The sequence below is a fragment of the Halomonas sp. KO116 genome (assembly GCF_000734975.2).
GTDB classification, from domain to species: Bacteria; Pseudomonadota; Gammaproteobacteria; order Pseudomonadales; family Halomonadaceae; genus Vreelandella; species Vreelandella glaciei.
The window spans coordinates 1,464,661-1,482,159 of the sequence record NZ_CP011052.1 but is presented as its reverse complement, the minus strand read 5'-3'; the positions used below and the strand labels follow the sequence as shown (position 1 = coordinate 1,482,159).

Sequence of the window (17,499 nt, the reverse complement as noted above, 5' to 3'; positions counted from 1 at the left end):
TCTAATCATACCTTTCTAATTTAGGCGCTCTTCTCTTGGCGTCATGCCAAAATGATTTCGGTAGGCGGTGGAAAAATGCGCGCCGGAGGAAAAACCGGTAGCAAAAGCGATATCGCCTACCGGCCGGTCACTCTCACGCAGTTGCTTGCGCGCTTCCTGCAGGCGTAAATCGAGGTAGTACCGGCTAGGTACCGCCTGTAGATACTTCTTAAACAGTCGCTCCAGCTGGCGCCGGGAAATCCCCAGGTGCTCGGCCAGTTCGAGGGTCGAGAGCGGCTCCTCGATATTGGCTTCCATTAGCGTAACGGCATCCACTAAGCTTTGCGGCGCGTGGCCCAAGCGAGTGCGCAGCGGCACATGCTGGCGCTCATCCGCCAGCCGAATGCGATCGCACACGAACTGTTCTGAGACCTGCTCTGCCAAGCGTGCGCCGTGGTGCTGACCTATCAGCGTCAGCATCAGATCCATCGCCGCCGTGCCACCGGCGCAGGTCAGCCGGTCGCGGTCAATTTCGAACAACTGCTGGGAAAGGGTGACTTGCGGGTAGGCCTGCGCAAACGCCTCAAAGCGCTGCCATGGCAGCGTGGCACGATAGCCTTCCAGCAACCCACAGCGGGCCAGCACTTCAGTTCCCCCGGCCAAACCACCAAGCGCCACACCGCGCCCTTGGTGGCCTCGCAACCACTCATTGAGCTTTGCTGGCAACGTATAGGGAAGCGGCGTGGGTGCGCATATTAGTAACAGATCAAGCGGCCCCAGCGCTGTACCCAGTTCATGTTGTGCGATCAAGGAAAGCTGAGCACCGCTGCGCACTGGTTCATCGCTGAGGCTTAACGTAACGGTGTGATAAAGCATCTGGCCGCTCAATTGGTTCGCCATTTGCAGCGGCTCCAGCGCGCTGGCATGGGTCAGCAGCGAGAACCCCGGCAGTAGCATAAACGCGACCCGCCGACGGACTATCGTTACTTTTGATGCTAAGTGATTTGACTGCATAATTATTGAAGAAACTGCATGAAAACCGCCATCGGCTTGGATAAATAACCATCTTACCCAATTGCGCAAATGAAGGCAGCGCTTGTTACTCATACATAAAAAAAGATGTCGCTGCGTTAATAGCGTCAGGTCAGCCACCAAAAAGGGCAAGGCGTATCCGCCTTGCCCTCATCATTAGTCACTAAAGATCGACTGAGTCAAACAGCGTCTCTGTTAGTGTTGCTGCGTTACTGTTGCTGCGCCTCAGATAGCGTCATGTTGCCATCCACTTCGCTGTACTCATCTTCTTGGTAATTATTAGATGAAGCTTCGATTTCATCTTCGCCATAGTTTGTGTTGACAACGAACTGATCATTTTCAAGCTGCATGTCATTGATAGGCAGCGCAATGTCCGTTGCGCCAAAACCCCAAATACCACCTACCGAAACGATAGCAAACAAATCGCCAGACTCATCGTGCTTTGCAATATGCTGCACTCCACCGATCTCTTCGTCCTCCTGATTCATCACTGTCATCCCTTCCAGATCGCTGACCTGACGTGACATCAGTGAGTTGGACTGGTCATTTTGATCGGCCTGATCATTTTGATCAGTTTGGTCACTCTGCTGATCATTCTGCTGGCGCTCTTGCTCGTCTTCATTGACATTGACCTGGGCGTCTTCCGCTTGCTCAACCGTCACCTCAGGCTCGCCAGTTTGCTCAATAGTGACATTAGGTTCGGCGTCTTCAACGGTCACATTGGGCTCAGGTTGCTCAATAGTGACTTTAGGTTGAGACTGCTCCACCGTGATATCAGGTTTCTCTTGCTCTACTTCTACTTCAGCAGGCTTTTGTTCAACATTGATGTCCCTAGTTTCGTCGTTGCTACGCTGCTCTTGCGCGTTTGTGTCTTGTTGCTGAGCCGTTTGATTGCTGCGATCAGTGTCATTCTGGTTCTCTTCCTGAGCAAGAACGCCAGCTGACAAGCCTGCGCAAACCGCACCGATGGCAATTGCTAATGCTGTCCGTTTCATACAATCTCTCCTTGTGTTGGTTTACACATAAGAAGCTAGTACACCGAAGTACACTAAATCAAAGCCAAAACGAATTTCTTATAAAAGATTAATAAATATTAACCACTTACCAACAACAACTATTATTGATTTAGGCAAAGTATTTACTACCACTTTTACTATTTAGCTTTTAGCTAATTAGCAATGCAATTACCCAGGAAAACGCTTACCCGCCTGTTCATCCGACGCATCATAATCTTGAGTATCATCAGGGTCGGAGCCAAGCTCCTCGGCTGTTTTGGCTTCAAAACGACGTGCAGCCTCAATGGCTTGAGGTTCAGTTTCGTGTTGTGAGATTTCCTGAGGCTCATTAGGATCAGTTACATCTATCACTCGCCAACCCGAAATAATAAGCTTATTGTCTCGCTTTTGACTGATAGGCTCCACGCGTGCTACTCGTGTCATATATCCTCCTGCTTGACAGGTATTAACTTTTTATAACCTCTTCCTTTCTTAGCAGAGCTTTCGCCCTCTGACGAATTTATAGGCGAAATTTAACAACGGTTGAAAGTAATAAGCCTCCTTCTAACTATTAAGCGCTCTTGCCAAAAAAATTGCCGGGCGCTTGGCCCGGCAATACATCAGCATCGTGACTCGCTAGTTACCCCGATTAATGATGCCTAATACAATAATGCTCACCACAATCACACCAAGAATGATAATCACCAGCGGGAGTAACTTATACATCCCGCCGGGGCGCTTCTTGGCCTCAGGTTGAAGATGTGGCTTGGAAGATTCAAAATCTTCGGGCACCCGTTCACCAATGATGTGCTCTTTCTGTTCTTCCGGGGTTTTGCTTTCCTTAGTATCCATAAACACCTCCCGCGTTCCGGTCGAATAGGCGTCACTAACGCCTAGGTGAATGACTTACAGATTGACGACATCGAACGTAACCTCTGGGTTGACGTCAGCATCGTAATCTACGTCGTCACGCTCGAAACCAAACAGCTTCAAGAATTCGTGCTTATAACCAGCATAGTCGGTAATGTCGAACAAGTTATCGGTCGTCACCTCTGGCCATAGATCCTGACAAGCTTGTTGAACGTCGTCACGTAGCTCCCAGTCATCCAAACGCAGACGCCCAGCTTCATCTGTCACGAGTTCGCCCCGCTGTCCTTGGGCTGAGTAGAGGTGCTCGCCGAATAGGCGGTTCAATTGGTCAATAGTGCCTTCGTGCAGCCCCTGCTCTTTCATGATGCGATAGACCATGGCGATATACAGCGGCATTACCGGAATCGCCGCACTCGCCTGGGTGACCACCGACTTGAGTACCGCCACATTGGCACCGCCACCGCTCTCTTTCAGCTTGGCGTCGATAGCCATGGCAGCACGGTCCAGATCTTCCTTGGCTTTACCCAATGCACCGTGCCAGTAAATCGGCCAAGTGATTTCGGTACCGATATAACTAAACGCCACGCTGCGTGCGCCTTTCGCCAACACGCCTGCTTGGTCAAGGGCTTCCATCCACAGTTCCCAATCTTCGCCACCCATGACGGTAATGGTGTCGTCGATCTCTTGCTGGGTGGCAGGTTCTACTTCCGCTTCAATGATGGCGTCTTTATTAGTGTCGATTGCGGTGGCACGGTAGGTTTCGCCAATCGGCTTCAGGCTGGAACGCTTCAGCTCGCCGCTGTCCGGCAGCTTACGCACGGGCGACGCCAGCGAGTAGACCACCAGATCGATTTCACCCATGTCTTGCTTGATCAGCTCAATGGCTTTTTCTCGCGCTTCATGGGAGAACGCATCGCCGTTGATCGACTTGCTGTAAAGCCCTTCCTGCTTGGCAAACTTATCGAAAGCCGCACTGTTATACCAACCGGCAGTGCCCGGTTTTTTGTCGGTGGCGGGCTTTTCAAAGAAGACGCCTAGCGTATCGGCCCCATAGCCAAACGCCGCGGTAATACGGGCGGCCAAGCCATAGCCACTCGAAGCTCCTATCACCAATACTTTTTTCGGGCCAGCCTGCTTATCCAAACCGCGGGCACGGGTCGCTTCAATCTGCTCGCGAACGTTCTGCTCACAGCCAATGGGGTGAGTGGTAGTACAAATAAAGCCGCGCACTTTGGGTTTAATAATCACATTGAACCTCGTTATAGGATTGATTTGGTTACCAACATCGCCCTGCCAAGGCAACATTGTGACTCAGTGGGGCTATTCTAGCTGTCTCCGTGCCGTGTGTCCGCTCTTGAGCTATTGTGTAGCCGTGCGCTATTGTCCGCCCTTGAGCTAAAGGCGCTTTCACGTCACGATAGTTGCCTAAGCACCGACTTCTCTAATGAGGTGACCATGAATGCACAGCAGCTAGTAGATGAACGTGGTGACCTTTGGCTAGCGCTAGCCCCGCTGTGGCTGGATCGTGAACCCAGCGAACGCGATTACGCCCACATGGTAGAGGTCGTGCAGCGCTACGATATGACCCTCAATGAACTTGAGTGGATGTTTCGCTTGGAAATGGCCCCGGTGATGTCTCGCCACCAACTTTCAATCGCTAGCGAGTGGCGGCAATTTGACGATTATAAGCTGATGAAGCAGTTGGTTAATCACAACATGCGCTTGAAGGGCTGGCGACGCAAAAGCTGGGCGCTGTTTTCGGGGTTGACCACGATGATGGTTCGCCACCGCTGGAATGCGCTAATGAACCGCGTCGCTGTCACGCGGGGAGAACAGATTTAGGCCGACTTTTTCAGGCAGTCTCACTCTTGTTTTACAGATTAGCGTTATGGGTAGGCTTGATCCAGCGCTTGCTCTAACGCCAGACGCAGCGGGCGCCCATGGTCGCGGGGCCCAAAGCGCGCAATCACTTTGCCATCGCGGCCTATTAAGAATTTGGTGAAATTCCACTTAATCAATTGGGTCCCCATCACACCGGGCGCTTCACGCTTAAGCCAGCAAAACAGAGGATGGGCCTGGCTGCCATTGACGTTAACCTTCTCCATCAACGGAAAGCTTACCCCAAATTTCTGTTCCCCAAACTGGCAAAAGGCTTGCGCGCTCTCGGGTGACTGGCGGCCAAACTGGTTGCAGGGGAAACCAAGCACGGTAAAGCCCCGGTCCCGATAGCGCTGATAAAGTGCTTCCAGCTCGCTTAACTGGGGGGTGAAGCCACACTGGCTGGCAACGTTGACCACCAGCAGTACTTGGCCACGCAGCGCGCGTAGGTTGAATGGCAGCCCTTGGTGGGTATAGCAGTCTTGGTCGTAAATTGGCATCACTCGACCCCACAAAACCTCAAACGGCATAGCGATCACCATGCCACGACTCTACTTTTTACACCAGCGGCCCAGCGACCACTCTTAGCGCCAGCGCGATCAGTAGTACCCCGGTAATGCGGTTAATCCAGTGGGCACGCTGTTGCAGCCAAGGCAAAATGCGTGAGTGGGAAAGCAGCACAGCCACCAACACGTACCAACCACCATCAATAATCATCGCTGTTAGCACTATAATTGCTTTGGCCAGCGCGCTCATGCCCGGCGTTACAAACTGACTTAGCAGGGCGACAAAAAATAGGATCAGCTTAGGGTTACCTAACGCGACGAGGACGCCCTCTTTGGCTGCTTGGCCCCGGTTAGTGGTCATCACTGTCGGCTGTAAGGCACCCGCTTGACCGGCCCGCAGTGCTTTAATTCCCAGCCATGCTAAGTAGGCGGCACCGCACCAAGTGATCAGTTGAAACAGCAGCGGAAAACCGGCAATTAATGCCCCCAACCCCCACACGGTCAATAGCGCGTAAAACCCTACGCCCAGGGCATGAAATATGGCTGCCGTTACACCAACAAAACGACCACCGCCTAATGTATGGCGTAGCACCAGTGCCAAACTTGGCCCCGGCGACATAGCGCCCATGGCACAGATCGCGGCAAGTGATAGCCACAGTGTCAATGGCATGCGGTTGTCTCCTTGGGGGTCGATATCACGATATAAGGCGTAAGCGCCAGTATACGCTAAGCCAAGTAACACTTCGGCCAGCTTCTTAAATAACGCTGTTAGCATGGTACGCTGTTGGGTAAAATTTGCTTTTTCGCTCTTTTGCACTCTTTTGAAGACACCCGTCCCGCTGCGCAATGCGCGGGGCATATAGAAAACTTAAGTCTAGAAAAATTAGGTCTAGAAAACATACATAGGACGGCAACATGGGTAGGGCTTTTCAGAACCGTAAGGAATCCATGGCCAAAACGGCCGATGCAAAGACCAAGGTCTACAGCAAATACGGGCGCGAAATTTACGTCTGCGCCAAAGCTGGTGGTACCGACCCGAACGGTAACTTAGCACTGCGCGGTTTAATGGAGCGGGCTAAAAAAGACCAAGTGCCCTCTCACGTCATTGATAAAGCACTCGATAAAGCTAGCGGTGCCGGTGGGGAAGATTTCTCTGCCGCGCGCTACGAGGGCTTTGGCCCCGGCAATGTGATGGTGATTGTCGACTGCCTAACCGACAACCCTAACCGCACCTTTGGCGATGTGCGCGGCTGCTTTACCAAAACCAAGAGTAAAATCGGTACGCCCGGTAGCGTTAGCCATATGTTTGACCACTGCGCCATCTTCTCCTTCGCCGGAAGCGATGAAGACGCCGTGCTGGAAGCATTGATGGAAGCCGATGTCGATGTCACCGACATCGAGCAGGAAGGCGAGCGTATTACCGTTTTCGCGCCGCATACCGACTATGCCAAAGCCAAGCAGGCGCTGCTGGATGCGTTTGGCGAGATTGACTTTGAGGTTGACGAGATTCAGTTTCTGCCGCAAACCACCACGCCGGTTGAAGGCGATGACGTGGTCATGTTTGAAAAATTCCTGGGCATGCTCAATGAGCTGGACGACGTGCAGAACGTCTATCACAGCGGTGAATTACCCGAAGAGAGTGATAGTTAATCATTACCTCTTGAGGAAGCTGACCCTACCGCGTTGCGGGTATCCAGAGCCGCATCCGGTGGCAACATCGCTGACTGTACGCCCGCGGCACTCAGCACTTTTTTGCCGCGTAAGGTGAGATCGGTAATAAACAAAAATTGCTGGCGAGGGTCCACCGGGTAGGCGCGTATGCGGTAGTGGGTACCCCAGGGTTTCTCCTCAGCTACGACAATAATTGGTTTGTCGAACTTCAGATAGGCACTGGTTAGCGCCACATCGCGCAATGCTTTGCGTACCCAGCCTGCTTCGTGCTCCGGGTGAAGATAAAAGCTCGCCACGCACTGCAGGCTGGTACCGCCGTTGTTGGCGTTATAAACGGCGTGATCCCACAGCTTTAAATGCGGCACATAAACTAAATCATCGTCAGGGGTTTGGATGTCAACGGTGCGTAAGCCAACGTGTTTGACCTCGCCGTAGGTATCTTCAATTTGAACCCAGTCGCCGGGCCGATAAGGCAGTTCTACCGCTGAGACAACGCCCGCTATCAGGCTGCTGACGTAATCTTTCATGGCAAAGCCAATGGCTAAGCCCAACGCCCCCATCACGGTCACCATGTTACGTAGCGACGGCTCTATAATCGTCGGTACGATGATGGCGAGCGCAGTCATCAATATCAGCAAGCGTGTCATCGGCACCAAGGCGAAAATACGAAAACGCACTTGGCCGTGCATTCGATTGCCGATCCAGTTCAGCCCGCGTTGGCTGACAATAATCAACACAATGGTTGCTAGCAGCACAACACCTAACGTAATCAGCGTTTGGCTATCGATATCGTTAAACAGTCGCGCGTACTTCTGTTGTTCTTCCATGGAATGCCCTCCGTGGGCCTATCGAGAAGGGCTGCTTAAAGAGGGTCGACCAGATAATTACGCGACGCCAATAACTGACGAACGCTCGCGTAGCTTAGCGGTGTGATCTGCCAGCGCCCTTCGCAACTTAAAATAATGCCTTTGCGCTGCAGGGCTAAACGGGCATTCAGTGCTTCATGGTGTGAGAACGGCAGCACATCTCCTAGAGCGTGGTCATCCAGACCGCCATGAAGCAGTAACGCATGCAGTACCAGTGTGGCGATATCCCCGGTGTCGGCGGAAAGCTCCGCCTCGGCTAGGGCATCCACTAACCATAGGGCCTCTTCATCCTCTGCTTTTGGCTCACGCAGCCGCTCGCGCCAGTAGTGCCATGCAAGTCCTATATGACCACGGCAGTGAGCCGCTAAGCGCTGGAGCTCTTTATTAGGCGCTTTACCGTTTTGCTTAGATGCTGAATCGGACAATACCTGCTTGCCGGTTCGCGTACTGTAGACCGCTGGAGGCTGCCCCTCATGAGTCGCCATCGCCGCAAAATAACGTGACAGCTGCTCACCCTCCATCGATTGCAGGGTAAACACCGGCGCGCCATCAATTCCGATCACCTGCTGAAGATACGCATAGGCCCAGCTGTCACAGCCAATCACGCCCTGCCCCAGGCGGCCGCTTAAAGCGCGCTCAAGAAACTCACGAATACCCTGAATCCCTTGGGTATGGCGTAAAAAGTGGCGCTCTAGGGCCGGCACTGCCCACTTTTGTTGATTGATGCAGCGCTCTACCCACTCAGTGCCCCCCTTGGCGAGTTCGTTAAGCGTGGGTGGCGGTAAACAGGCGACGTGATGCTCTTCCGCCCACTGCCTAACCACCGATGTATGGCCGCTATGAGGTGGGGTAATAAAAAAGATTACCGGCGCTTCGCAGCTTTCAAGCTGTTGCGCTAACGCCTTAGCTGCAAATGACCAATCGATGGGTGGCACTAAATGCGCCAGCCGAACCTCAGGTAGCGCGCGTAGCTCGCTCTCTTCTTTCACTTGCTGCTCGGCAGCGCTCTTGCCCACTAGCCATTTTGACGCCGAGCGTAATGAACGTCGCCACTGGCTGGCCTGGGTCTGCTCGGGGGTATGAAATTGATCAAGCTCAACGACTTCCCACAACGGTGTGTCGGCTGATGATGGCTGCTCCCCCATGTACCTATTCCTGTCACTAGAAATACCAGCACTTTAGCACGGCATTCCTAAAGGCTAACCTCATAACCGAACTTATAGTCTAAAATAAAGTCGTTAAAAGCAGTATTTAACGCTCTTAAAGGACGGATGTCGTAGGCAACAGCTAAAGGAGAAAGCGATGAGTGTTGTTCAGGTCAGCGCAGAAGAGCTACACGCCAAATTAGAAAAATGTATTGCTGGTGAGCGGCTATTGATCGAGCATGAAGGTAATCGATTTAGTGCCAGAATTCAGCATGTCGGCTTGTTTGGCGTGAAAGTAATTCCAGAAACTGAAATTAAAAACAGCCACCGCACGCCAGGCGATGTGGAAGGGATTACAGTGCCCTACAAAGAAATACTTGAGCTTGAAGTAAAGGGGGTAGTCTATAGCCTATTGCCGGAATAACGTAAATGTTGTCTTGCACGCCCACAAGGTCGGCTAGGCGTGCAAGCTTTCTGGCTATAGCGATGGTAGAAATGACGCTGCCAACTGGCTTAGAACGTTAGACAAATCTTACCGAAGTGTTGACCTGACGCCTGATGACGAAAGGCGTTAGCGATTTCAGCCAGCGGAAATTCCCGGTCAATTACCGGATGCATATCGAGGGTTTCCAGCGCACGAATCATTTCGACCTGCTGGCGACGACTGCCGACGATTAAGCCTTTCAAATTCGCCTGCTTGGCCATTAACTTAGCCGTGGGTATTTCACCCTCACGGCCAGTGAGGATGCCAATCAAAGCGATATGCCCACCGATTTTTATCGCATCAAAGGATTGCGGCAGCGTACCCGGCCCACCTACTTCAACGATATGATCAACGCCTTCGCCATTTGTCAGCTCTTTCACGCGCTTACCCCAATCAGGCGTCTCTGTATAGTTGATGGTGTGCTCGGCGCCCATTTCCCGCAGCCGCGCCAGTTTTTCATTCGACGATGAGGTGGCGATCACACGCGCGCCCATCAGGCGAGCAAACTGCAGGGCAAAAATGGATACCCCACCGGTGCCCAGCACAAGCACCGTATCGCCCGCTTTAATGCCACCATCGACGACCAGTGCCCGCCATGCGGTTAAGCCAGCGGTAGTTAACGTAGCGGATTCCGCATGGCTGTAGCCCTTGGGCTGATGAGTAAACCATTCAACCGGGCGTATAACCTGCTCACGGGCATAGCCATCCACGCCGTCGCCCGGCGTAGTGCGAAAATCCCCCACTCTGGCCGGGCCTTCCAGCCAGTGTGGGAAAAAGGTCGAGACCACGTGGTCGCCCACCGCGAATTCGCTAACACCTTCGCCGACGGCTTCGACAACGCCCGCACCGTCCGACATGGGAATACGCCCATCTTCGGCAGGAATCATCCCGGCGACCACGGCATAGTCGTGGAAATTCAAGGAACTTGCATGAAGGCGTACTTTAATTTCACCCGCTCCCGGCTCACCGGGGGCTTCCGCCTGCTGCACCTTAAGATTGTCTAGCCCGCCGGGCTGCTGCAATGTAATCACTTGCATCGGATACCTCCTTCGAAGCAGTAGCTGCTGCTGTATTCATGTGTACGACACGTTAGCAGACGAAGCATCTTCTGACACGTCCAGACCCAGGAAACCACCAGATTGGCGCTGCCACAGGCTGGCATAGATACCCCCTTTTGCCAGTAACTCCTGATGCGTACCGGTTTCCACCATGCGCCCTTCATCCACCACAATTAACCGATCGAGCATGGCAATGGTAGAGAGACGATGCGCAATGGCAATCACCGTTTTGCCTTCCATTAGCGTATCCAGCTGTTCTTGAATGGCGGCCTCCACTTCTGAGTCCAGCGCCGAGGTGGCCTCGTCCAGAACCAGAATCGGAGCATTTTTGAGCAGCACCCGGGCGATCGCGATCCGCTGGCGCTGCCCGCCGGAAAGCTTCACACCGCGCTCGCCCACATGGGCATCCAGGCCGCGACGCCCTTTCGGGTCGACCAGATCATTGATAAAGGTATCTGCATGGGCACGGCACACCGCGTTCCAAACATCTTCATCACTGGCGTGGGGGCTGCCGTAACGAATGTTCTCGCGCAGCGAGCGGTGCAGCAGCGAGGTGTCCTGGGTCACCATGCCAATCTGGTGGCGCAAGGAGGTTTGCGTCACCTCGGCAATGTTTTGCCCGTCGATCAATATCTGCCCACCTTGCAAGTCATAAAAACGCAGCAGCAGATTGGCCAGGGTAGATTTACCTGCGCCGGAACGGCCGATCAGACCGATTTTCTCGCCAGGCTTAATGGTCAGGCTGAGTCCATCAAAGACATTTTTACTCTCCCCTTTCGCCTGAGCGTATTGAAAGCGCAGCGCGTCAAACACAATTTCGCCATGGGGAACCTGAAGCGCTTTCGCATTGGGCGCATCGTTGATCGTTGGCTTCTGAGCGATGGTGTTCATGCCATCTTGAACCGTGCCAATATTTTCAAACAGCCCGGCGACTTCCCACAAAATCCAGTCGGACATAAAGCGGATACGCATGACCAGCGCGATGGCAATCGCCAAAACGCCCAGAGAAATCGCCTCCGTATACCAGGCGCTGATCGCCATGGCCGCAGTACCCACCAACAGCGCCGTGTTGAGCAGCGTCAATCCCACGCTCATGATCGTCACCAGTCGCATCTGGCGGTGAACGTTGACCATAAAGCCTTCCATCGCGTCTTTGGCGTAGCGCTGCTCGCGCTCGGTATCGGCAAACAGCTTGATGGTTTGGATATTGCTGTAGCTGTCCACCACGCGACCGGTCATCTGGGCACGAGCGTCCGCCTGGTCCATAGAGACATCACGCAGACGCGGTACGAAGTAACGCATGATCGCCAGGTAGCCCACCAGCCAGAGCCCCAACGGGATCAGCAGCAACAGATCCGCCCGGCCCAGCAGGTAGGCCGCGCCGGTAAAATAGACGATGGCGTAAACCAATAAATCCATCACCTTGGTGACGGTCTCGCGGATCGCCAGCGCCGTTTGCATCACTTTTTGCGACACCCGCCCGGCAAATTCGTCCTGATAAAATGCCAGGCTCTGGCTCAGCATATGGCGGTGGGATAGCCAGCGGCCGATCATCGGGTAGTTGCCGAAAATACTCTGATGGGTGACCAGTGACTGCATCAGCACCAACAGCGGCAAGCCGACCAACAGCACTAGCCCCAGGCCAGCAAGCCATAGGCCGTTTTCAGCCCAAAAGCCTGCACGTTCAACGTTGCCCAGCCAATCGACCAGTTGACCCATGTAGCTGAAGAAAACCACTTCAGCCGCCGACACCAGCGCCGTGAACAGCGTCATGAGCAGCAACAGCGGCAGCATCGGACGGGAAAAGTGCACAATAAACGGTATTAAGCCCTTAGGTGGCGTTTTGACCTCGCCTTCCGGGTAAGGGTTAACCCGTGTTTCGAAATAACGAAATAGCGGCTGTAAAACACGCGATAGCATGATGTTTCCTTACGTCACTGGCGTTGGTGTTAATGGACGTTATGGCGTGGTGGAGGAGTGGCGCAGTAACCAGCGCGCCCAGAACGGAGCAATAATCATCAGCGTGACCATACGCAACAGGTGATGAAAGGCGACAAACACCGGATCAATGTTGAGCGCAACCGCAAGAATCGCCATTTCGCCAATACCGCCGGGGGCAAGCGCCAATAGCGCCACATCGCGCCCGACGCCCAACAGCTGGTGGATTAGCTCGGCAAACAGCGCCAGTACCAGCAGTGCTAACAGCGTCGCCACGCCAGACTGCCATAAATAGCGGCCAAAAAGCTTGCGCGTCATGCCTTGAAAGCGCGAACCAATGGCACTGCCCAACACCCATAGCATCAGGTTCATCCCCCACCCTGGCAGAGCGAGACTAGCCATATCACTACCGGATAATAAAGCCGCGACTAGCAGTGGTGCCAGCAATGCGGGGCTGGGAATTCGCAGCCAGCGGCCTAGCGGCAATATTAGCGGGATCATCAATAGCATCCAGCCATGTTCTAAGCCACTGTGAATAGGGCCAATGCTGTCGCCACCGTCCTCGTAGGCCCAGAACAGCGGCGGAAGAAATAGAATCACTAAAATGACCCGCAGCGACTGCGCGACCGCAATGCGCTGAGGGTCGCCGCCGCACTTTTCGCCCAACAGGATCATCGCCGTCATGGCACCAGGAGAGGCACCAAACCAGGCACTGACTGGGTCAAATCCACAGCGTCGATACCAGGCAGCGGCGACGGCGGTGGAAGCGGCTACCCCTAGCAGTAATAGCGCAGCGGAAACAGGCCAATCCAACACCCGGTGCGCTAACTGTGGGGTCACCTGGCTGCCCAGCACCATGCCCATCACCGCTAGAAACACGTTACGCAGCGGCTCGGGTACCGCGACCTTCACGCCTTGTGAAGACGCCAGCAGGTTGGCAATCAAGGGGCCTAGCATCCAGGCGAGGGGTAATCCGGTGAGTTGAAACAGCGTGCCGCCGACGGCGCCAACGGCTAACGATATTGATAGCGCTTTTGCACTCCCTGCAGACACTCCCGTTACGCTGCCCCTCACACGTGCTCCTCACCTTAGCCATGTTTTCACTGGCAGCCCTGTCAAGAAGCGAGCGGCCAACAACCGTTAACAAGCTAAGGATATCGATTTACGTCAGCTATGGCTATTGACCGGGGCTCTTCTTCAAGGACTGTTCTTCAAGGGCTATTACTCAAGGGCTATCAACTGCGCTGATTCAGTAAGGCTGCGGAATCTCGCCGTCGTCATCATCGTCGCGCATACGCGCCTGGCGTTCCGCCTCTTCCTCTTTGGCATCGTCGATCACTTCCATCAACTCATCGACGTTAGCGATATGGGTGTCGGCATCGAAGTGGCCGGTGAGCTTGCTATCTGGGTGTAGTTCACCGGTTTCGTACAGCGCCCACATCTCTCTGCCATATTCGGTATTCAGAAGTTCAGGAGCGAACTGGCCAAAGTAATTGCGCATGTTATCCACATCGCGATACAGCATTGCTGCCGCACTGTTATTACCGGCGGCGTCAACGGCCTGGGGAAGATCGATAATCACCGGACCGGAGGCATCGACCAGCACGTTAAATTCCGACAAATCGCCATGAATCAGGCCCGCGCACAGCATTTTAACCACGTCTTGAATGACCTTGGCGTAGTAGGTCTCGGCCTGCTCTGCGGTAAGGGTCACTTCGTCCAAGCGCGGCGCGACGTTGCCCTCGGCGTCGCTGATCATCTCCATCAGCAATACACCATCGACAAAACCATGGGGCTCGGGCACGCGGACGCCCGCCGAGGCAAGACGGTAAAGCGCGTCGACTTCGGCATTCAGCCACGCCTGCTCCTGCTCTTTCTGTCCGTAACGGGTTTTTTTGGCCATCGCCCGTGAACGGCGGCTATTGCGCTCTTTACGCCCCTCTTGATACTGAACGGCCTGTTTAAAGCTGCGCTGCTTGGCCTCTTTAAACACTTTGGCACAGCGCACTTCTTCACCGCAGCGCACCACGTAGACCTGCGCTTCCTTGCCACTCATTAACTGCACCAACACCTCGTCGATCATTCCATCATCGACCAGGGGCTGTAATCGTTTAGGGATTTTCATGGTTAGCTGCGTCGGCTCCTCTTTGGTACGCGTTCAATAACGGATACGGCGAACACGGAAAGCACGCCCTTTTAATTTATCACGCTCGAGTTTGGCCTGAGCCTGCTGAATCACATCGCGGTCAACGGCCACATAGGCACTGCGCGCAAGCACTTTGATTTTACCCACTTGATCGCCGCGCAACCCGCCTTCACTGGTCAGCGCGCCAAGAATATCGCCGGGGCGCAGCTTGTCTTTTTTACCACCGGCTAACTGCAGTGTCGCCATTAACGGCTCAAACGGCACCGAGTGCTGCGGTTTTGGTAAGGGTTCAGTTTTAATCGCTTGCTCCAGCAATCCTTCCAACCGCTCCAAGCGGTAGCTCTCTTTAGGAGTCACCAGCGTGCAGGCAATACCGCTGGCCCCGGCACGCCCGGTACGACCTACCCTATGCACGTGAACATCAAGCTCGCGGGCAATTTGGTAATTAAACACGGCGTCCAGCTGGGCAATATCAAGGCCGCGGGCGGCAACGTCCGTGGCTACCAGGATAGACGCACTCTGGTTAGAGAACAGAATCAGAATGCGGTCGCGATCCTTCTGCTCTAAATCGCCATTGAGCGCCACAGCGCTAAAGCCGGCATCGGTCAGTTGCTCCGCCACCGCCTGGGTTTCGCGTTTGGTGTTGCAGAATACCACGCTGGTCGCGGGCCGATAGACCAGCAGCAACTGGCGAAGGGCGTCAAATCGCGCCTCTTCATTGGCGACACTGTAGAAGTGCTGCTGAATCGTCGTGGCGTCGTGCACCTCGGCGATTTTGACCATCACCGGTTCACGTAAGATACCGCGGGTCAGCTCGGTTAGCCCGCCCGATGTCTGCTCGTCTGGGAAAGTCGCGCTGAACAACAGCGTTTGGCGGTCAGTTGGGGTCTCGGCAATGATGTCGTCAATGGTTGCCTGAAAGCCCATATCCAGCATGCGGTCGGCTTCATCCAATACCAGCGTGGCGAGGGATTCCAGCGTCAGCGAGCCTTTGCGCAAGTGCTCGTCAATACGCCCTGGCGTGCCTACCACAATGTGCGCCCCGTGCTCTAAAGAGCCGAGCTGCGGGCCAAAGGGGGCGCCGCCGCAGAGGGTGAGTATTTTCACATTGGCCATGCCGCGGGCCAAACGGCGCAGCTCTTCAGCCACCTGGTCAGCGAGCTCCCGGGTCGGGCACAGCACCAAGCCTTGCACCGCAAAGCTCTCGACTCTCAATTTAGCCAGCAGTGCCAAACCAAACGCCGCCGTTTTGCCTGAACCGGTTTTCGCCTGCGCCAGCACATCGCGCCCGGACAGCATCGGCGGCAGGCTCTCTGCCTGCACCGGCGACATTTCGTGGTAGCCAAGGGACGCAAGGTTGCTCAGCAGTGCTTGTGGCAACGCTAACGAGGAGAAAGAGGAGTCAGACACGATATTACCTTGCTTGGGCCACAGGTAGGCGGCCATCGGAAAAACAGTGCGTGCTACCTAGAGGGGTAGACGACACACGCAAATATTACCGCACCATACCAGAAAGTGCCCTGGGCTGCGCCGCCATCAAATTGCCGTCACATCGACATCAGGTTGCCAGGGGTACAAAAGTAGCCTGACTAAGCGCGGCTAAATCTCCTGGCGCTAGTTCGATTTCAAGCCCGCGACGTCCGGCGCTCACATAGATACTGGCGAAATTTTTGGCGGAGTGATCAATAAAGGTGGCCAAGCGCCTTTTCTGACCCAATGGACTAACCCCGCCCAGCACATAGCCGGTAGTACGCTCCACCTCCAACGGTTCCGCCATGATCGCTTTCTTCGCACCTGCGGCTTTGGCGATCTGCTTTAATCCCAGTTGGCCATTCACCGGCACAATACCCACCGCCAGTTGTTTACCATCCAGCTTGACTACTAAGGTTTTAAATACCTGTTCCACCGCGACACCGAGTTTTTCAGCGGCTTCCAATCCATAGGATTGCGCGGTGACATCGTGATCGTACTCGTGGATTTGAAAAGCAATGCCTGCATGTTTTGCACTATTGATAGCCGGTGTCATGGCGTTCTCTTGGTTAACAGCGTTGATACGATGACTTTACTGAATGGCACACTTTGCCCGATAGGTTAATAGCGCGACAGGCAAATGGAAGTCAACGTAAGGCAGGACATTAATTTTAGGGTTTGTACGAAAAGTCGGCGAGCGAAGACTAGACAAGGCAAAAATCAACGAGAAAGCGGAGTTTACGGGGTGTAAATGAGCATTTCGAGGCGATTTTTAACGCAGTATTGTCGAGCGCAGTCAGTTTTCGTACAAAGCCTAGCACGCTATGAATGGAAAGCTGAGCACCAGCTACTATGTTTAAAGGTGCAATGCTCAATAGCGTAATAAGTCGTTAAATGGAAGCTAAATGAAAGGAGTTCAACAATGCCAGCAAACTCCCAAGCGCAACAGAAAGCAGCGGGCGCGGCGCTATCCGCTAAGCGCGGAGAAACCAAGCCCAGTGAACTGTATGGTTCGTCTAAAGAGATGTATGACTCCATGAGCGAGGAGGAGCTAGAAGAGTTCGCGAGTACAAAGCGCAAAGGCAAGCCGGAAAAGAAACAGGATTAACTATCCTTTTTGTTATAAAACCGCCAGCTTAACAAAGCTGGCGGTTTTAGTTTCGCTAACGACTACTGCTTGCAAGGCACCACTTTACGCAGGGTGTCTTTTGCCCACAGCGTCTGGCCATCCGGCGTCTGGCCATGCTCATTCCAGCGTTCGGCAGTTTCCAGACAGAACGATCCAGCGCTTTCAACGCTCGCATCGCGGTTAGCCGGGCGCTCGCCGCCAATCCGCATAACATCAGGATTGTCGGAGGTATAGTTTGGCGCAATGGTAGAACTTGCACAGCCAGCGACCAGTGCGGTCAGTAGCAGTACGGGTAAACAGCGGCGCAATGGCATGTTTTTACAACCCTCAAC

20 protein-coding genes are annotated in these 17,499 nt (G+C 54.0%); 4 read left to right on the top strand and 16 right to left on the bottom strand.

Features of this window, described 5'->3' with window-relative positions:
- Window positions 1-15 precede the first annotated feature (15 nt).
- The 5 genes from KO116_RS06835 to fabV form a co-directional block, all read right to left on the bottom strand.
- Window positions 16-993, bottom strand: coding sequence for a GlxA family transcriptional regulator (locus KO116_RS06835; protein ID WP_442905821.1), 978 nt, complete (start codon window positions 991-993; stop codon window positions 16-18).
- 227 nt (window positions 994-1,220) lie between these two features.
- Window positions 1,221-2,006: a PRC-barrel domain-containing protein gene (locus KO116_RS06830; protein ID WP_035559919.1), complete on the bottom strand. Its 786-nt coding sequence runs from the start codon at window positions 2,004-2,006 to the stop codon at window positions 1,221-1,223.
- 189 nt (window positions 2,007-2,195) lie between these two features.
- Window positions 2,196-2,450, bottom strand: coding sequence for a hypothetical protein (locus tag KO116_RS06825; protein ID WP_035559918.1), 255 nt, complete (start codon window positions 2,448-2,450; stop codon window positions 2,196-2,198).
- Window positions 2,451-2,642: 192 nt separating this feature from the next.
- Complete coding sequence (locus KO116_RS06820) at window positions 2,643-2,858, bottom strand: hypothetical protein (protein ID WP_008958099.1); 216 nt, start codon at window positions 2,856-2,858, stop codon at window positions 2,643-2,645.
- Window positions 2,859-2,912: 54 nt separating this feature from the next.
- Window positions 2,913-4,124, bottom strand: coding sequence for an enoyl-ACP reductase FabV (fabV, locus tag KO116_RS06815; RefSeq protein ID WP_035560353.1), 1,212 nt, complete (start codon window positions 4,122-4,124; stop codon window positions 2,913-2,915).
- Window positions 4,125-4,331: 207 nt separating this feature from the next.
- Here fabV and KO116_RS06810 point away from each other — a divergent pair, with 207 nt between their 5' ends.
- Window positions 4,332-4,718, top strand: coding sequence for a DUF7079 family protein (locus KO116_RS06810; protein WP_035559915.1), 387 nt, complete (start codon window positions 4,332-4,334; stop codon window positions 4,716-4,718).
- 44 nt (window positions 4,719-4,762) lie between these two features.
- Here the strand turns inward: KO116_RS06810 and KO116_RS06805 are convergent, their stop codons facing one another.
- Together KO116_RS06805 and KO116_RS06800 are read right to left on the bottom strand one after the other, a co-directional pair.
- The gene (locus KO116_RS06805; RefSeq protein ID WP_035560350.1) at window positions 4,763-5,254 is read right to left on the bottom strand and encodes a glutathione peroxidase; all 492 of its coding nucleotides are present in this window, start codon (window positions 5,252-5,254) and stop codon (window positions 4,763-4,765) included.
- 58 nt (window positions 5,255-5,312) lie between these two features.
- Complete coding sequence (locus KO116_RS06800; RefSeq protein WP_035560347.1) at window positions 5,313-5,930, bottom strand: LysE family translocator; 618 nt, start codon at window positions 5,928-5,930, stop codon at window positions 5,313-5,315.
- A 245-nt stretch (window positions 5,931-6,175) separates the two neighbouring features.
- Between KO116_RS06800 and KO116_RS06795 the strand changes: the two genes are divergently transcribed.
- On the top strand, window positions 6,176-6,910 hold the full coding sequence (locus KO116_RS06795; RefSeq protein ID WP_035559913.1) for a YebC/PmpR family DNA-binding transcriptional regulator: 735 nt from the start codon (window positions 6,176-6,178) through the stop codon (window positions 6,908-6,910).
- Here KO116_RS06795 and KO116_RS06790 read toward each other — a convergent pair.
- The gene (locus KO116_RS06790) at window positions 6,907-7,758 is read right to left on the bottom strand and encodes a mechanosensitive ion channel family protein (protein WP_035559911.1); all 852 of its coding nucleotides are present in this window, start codon (window positions 7,756-7,758) and stop codon (window positions 6,907-6,909) included. The two genes, KO116_RS06795 and KO116_RS06790, sit on opposite strands and share 4 nt — an antisense overlap.
- Before the next feature lie 35 nt (window positions 7,759-7,793).
- On the bottom strand, window positions 7,794-8,942 hold the full coding sequence (locus tag KO116_RS06785) for a hypothetical protein (protein WP_035559909.1): 1,149 nt from the start codon (window positions 8,940-8,942) through the stop codon (window positions 7,794-7,796).
- Window positions 8,943-9,099: 157 nt separating this feature from the next.
- Between KO116_RS06785 and KO116_RS06780 the strand changes: the two genes are divergently transcribed.
- On the top strand, window positions 9,100-9,366 hold the full coding sequence (locus KO116_RS06780; protein ID WP_035559906.1) for a hypothetical protein: 267 nt from the start codon (window positions 9,100-9,102) through the stop codon (window positions 9,364-9,366).
- 89 nt (window positions 9,367-9,455) lie between these two features.
- On the opposite strand, the gene KO116_RS06775 is transcribed toward KO116_RS06780, so the two are convergent.
- The 6 genes from KO116_RS06775 to ybaK form a co-directional block, all read right to left on the bottom strand.
- Window positions 9,456-10,463 carry a zinc-dependent alcohol dehydrogenase family protein gene (locus KO116_RS06775; RefSeq protein ID WP_035559902.1) on the bottom strand — a complete coding sequence of 336 codons (1,008 nt, stop codon included), beginning with the start codon at window positions 10,461-10,463 and terminating at the stop codon, window positions 9,456-9,458.
- 36 nt (window positions 10,464-10,499) lie between these two features.
- On the bottom strand, window positions 10,500-12,404 hold the full coding sequence (locus KO116_RS06770) for an ABC transporter ATP-binding protein (protein ID WP_035559897.1): 1,905 nt from the start codon (window positions 12,402-12,404) through the stop codon (window positions 10,500-10,502).
- A gap of 39 nt (window positions 12,405-12,443) precedes the next feature.
- A complete protein-coding gene (locus tag KO116_RS06765; protein WP_144408627.1) occupies window positions 12,444-13,475 on the bottom strand; it encodes an AbrB family transcriptional regulator in 1,032 nt (343 codons plus the stop codon).
- 196 nt (window positions 13,476-13,671) lie between these two features.
- Window positions 13,672-14,547 carry a PA4780 family RIO1-like protein kinase gene (locus tag KO116_RS06760; RefSeq protein WP_035559891.1) on the bottom strand — a complete coding sequence of 292 codons (876 nt, stop codon included), beginning with the start codon at window positions 14,545-14,547 and terminating at the stop codon, window positions 13,672-13,674.
- A gap of 33 nt (window positions 14,548-14,580) precedes the next feature.
- Window positions 14,581-16,014: an ATP-dependent RNA helicase DbpA gene (gene dbpA, locus KO116_RS06755; protein ID WP_200897132.1), complete on the bottom strand. Its 1,434-nt coding sequence runs from the start codon at window positions 16,012-16,014 to the stop codon at window positions 14,581-14,583.
- 112 nt (window positions 16,015-16,126) lie between these two features.
- Window positions 16,127-16,594 (bottom strand): Cys-tRNA(Pro) deacylase, encoded by a 468-nt coding sequence (gene ybaK, locus KO116_RS06750; RefSeq protein WP_035559888.1) that lies wholly within the window; start codon window positions 16,592-16,594, stop codon window positions 16,127-16,129.
- A gap of 366 nt (window positions 16,595-16,960) precedes the next feature.
- Here ybaK and KO116_RS06745 point away from each other — a divergent pair, with 366 nt between their 5' ends.
- Window positions 16,961-17,146 (top strand): DUF3008 family protein, encoded by a 186-nt coding sequence (locus tag KO116_RS06745; RefSeq protein ID WP_035559886.1) that lies wholly within the window; start codon window positions 16,961-16,963, stop codon window positions 17,144-17,146.
- Window positions 17,147-17,208: 62 nt separating this feature from the next.
- Here KO116_RS06745 and KO116_RS06740 read toward each other — a convergent pair whose 3' ends face one another.
- Window positions 17,209-17,481 carry a hypothetical protein gene (locus KO116_RS06740; RefSeq protein WP_035559884.1) on the bottom strand — a complete coding sequence of 91 codons (273 nt, stop codon included), beginning with the start codon at window positions 17,479-17,481 and terminating at the stop codon, window positions 17,209-17,211.
- Window positions 17,482-17,499 lie beyond the last annotated feature (18 nt).

Coding starts and splice junctions, on each gene's coding strand:
- KO116_RS06775 (WP_035559902.1), bottom strand. CDS start 10,463: ATGCAAGTGATTACATTGCAGCAGCCCGGCGGGCTAGACAATCTTAAG.
- KO116_RS06830 (WP_035559919.1), bottom strand. CDS start 2,006: ATGAAACGGACAGCATTAGCAATTGCCATCGGTGCGGTTTGCGCAGGC.
- KO116_RS06825 (WP_035559918.1), bottom strand. CDS start 2,450: ATGACACGAGTAGCACGCGTGGAGCCTATCAGTCAAAAGCGAGACAAT.
- KO116_RS06785 (WP_035559909.1), bottom strand. CDS start 8,942: ATGGGGGAGCAGCCATCATCAGCCGACACACCGTTGTGGGAAGTCGTT.
- dbpA (WP_200897132.1), bottom strand. CDS start 16,014: ATGGCCGCCTACCTGTGGCCCAAGCAAGGTAATATCGTGTCTGACTCC.
- KO116_RS06835 (WP_442905821.1), bottom strand. CDS start 993: ATGCAGTCAAATCACTTAGCATCAAAAGTAACGATAGTCCGTCGGCGG.
- KO116_RS06760 (WP_035559891.1), bottom strand. CDS start 14,547: ATGAAAATCCCTAAACGATTACAGCCCCTGGTCGATGATGGAATGATC.
- KO116_RS06805 (WP_035560350.1), bottom strand. CDS start 5,254: ATGCCAATTTACGACCAAGACTGCTATACCCACCAAGGGCTGCCATTC.
- ybaK (WP_035559888.1), bottom strand. CDS start 16,594: ATGACACCGGCTATCAATAGTGCAAAACATGCAGGCATTGCTTTTCAA.
- KO116_RS06770 (WP_035559897.1), bottom strand. CDS start 12,404: ATGCTATCGCGTGTTTTACAGCCGCTATTTCGTTATTTCGAAACACGG.
- KO116_RS06790 (WP_035559911.1), bottom strand. CDS start 7,758: ATGGAAGAACAACAGAAGTACGCGCGACTGTTTAACGATATCGATAGC.
- KO116_RS06745 (WP_035559886.1), top strand. CDS start 16,961: ATGCCAGCAAACTCCCAAGCGCAACAGAAAGCAGCGGGCGCGGCGCTA.
- KO116_RS06810 (WP_035559915.1), top strand. CDS start 4,332: ATGAATGCACAGCAGCTAGTAGATGAACGTGGTGACCTTTGGCTAGCG.
- KO116_RS06820 (WP_008958099.1), bottom strand. CDS start 2,858: ATGGATACTAAGGAAAGCAAAACCCCGGAAGAACAGAAAGAGCACATC.
- KO116_RS06740 (WP_035559884.1), bottom strand. CDS start 17,481: ATGCCATTGCGCCGCTGTTTACCCGTACTGCTACTGACCGCACTGGTC.
- KO116_RS06795 (WP_035559913.1), top strand. CDS start 6,176: ATGGGTAGGGCTTTTCAGAACCGTAAGGAATCCATGGCCAAAACGGCC.
- KO116_RS06780 (WP_035559906.1), top strand. CDS start 9,100: ATGAGTGTTGTTCAGGTCAGCGCAGAAGAGCTACACGCCAAATTAGAA.
- KO116_RS06800 (WP_035560347.1), bottom strand. CDS start 5,930: ATGCCATTGACACTGTGGCTATCACTTGCCGCGATCTGTGCCATGGGC.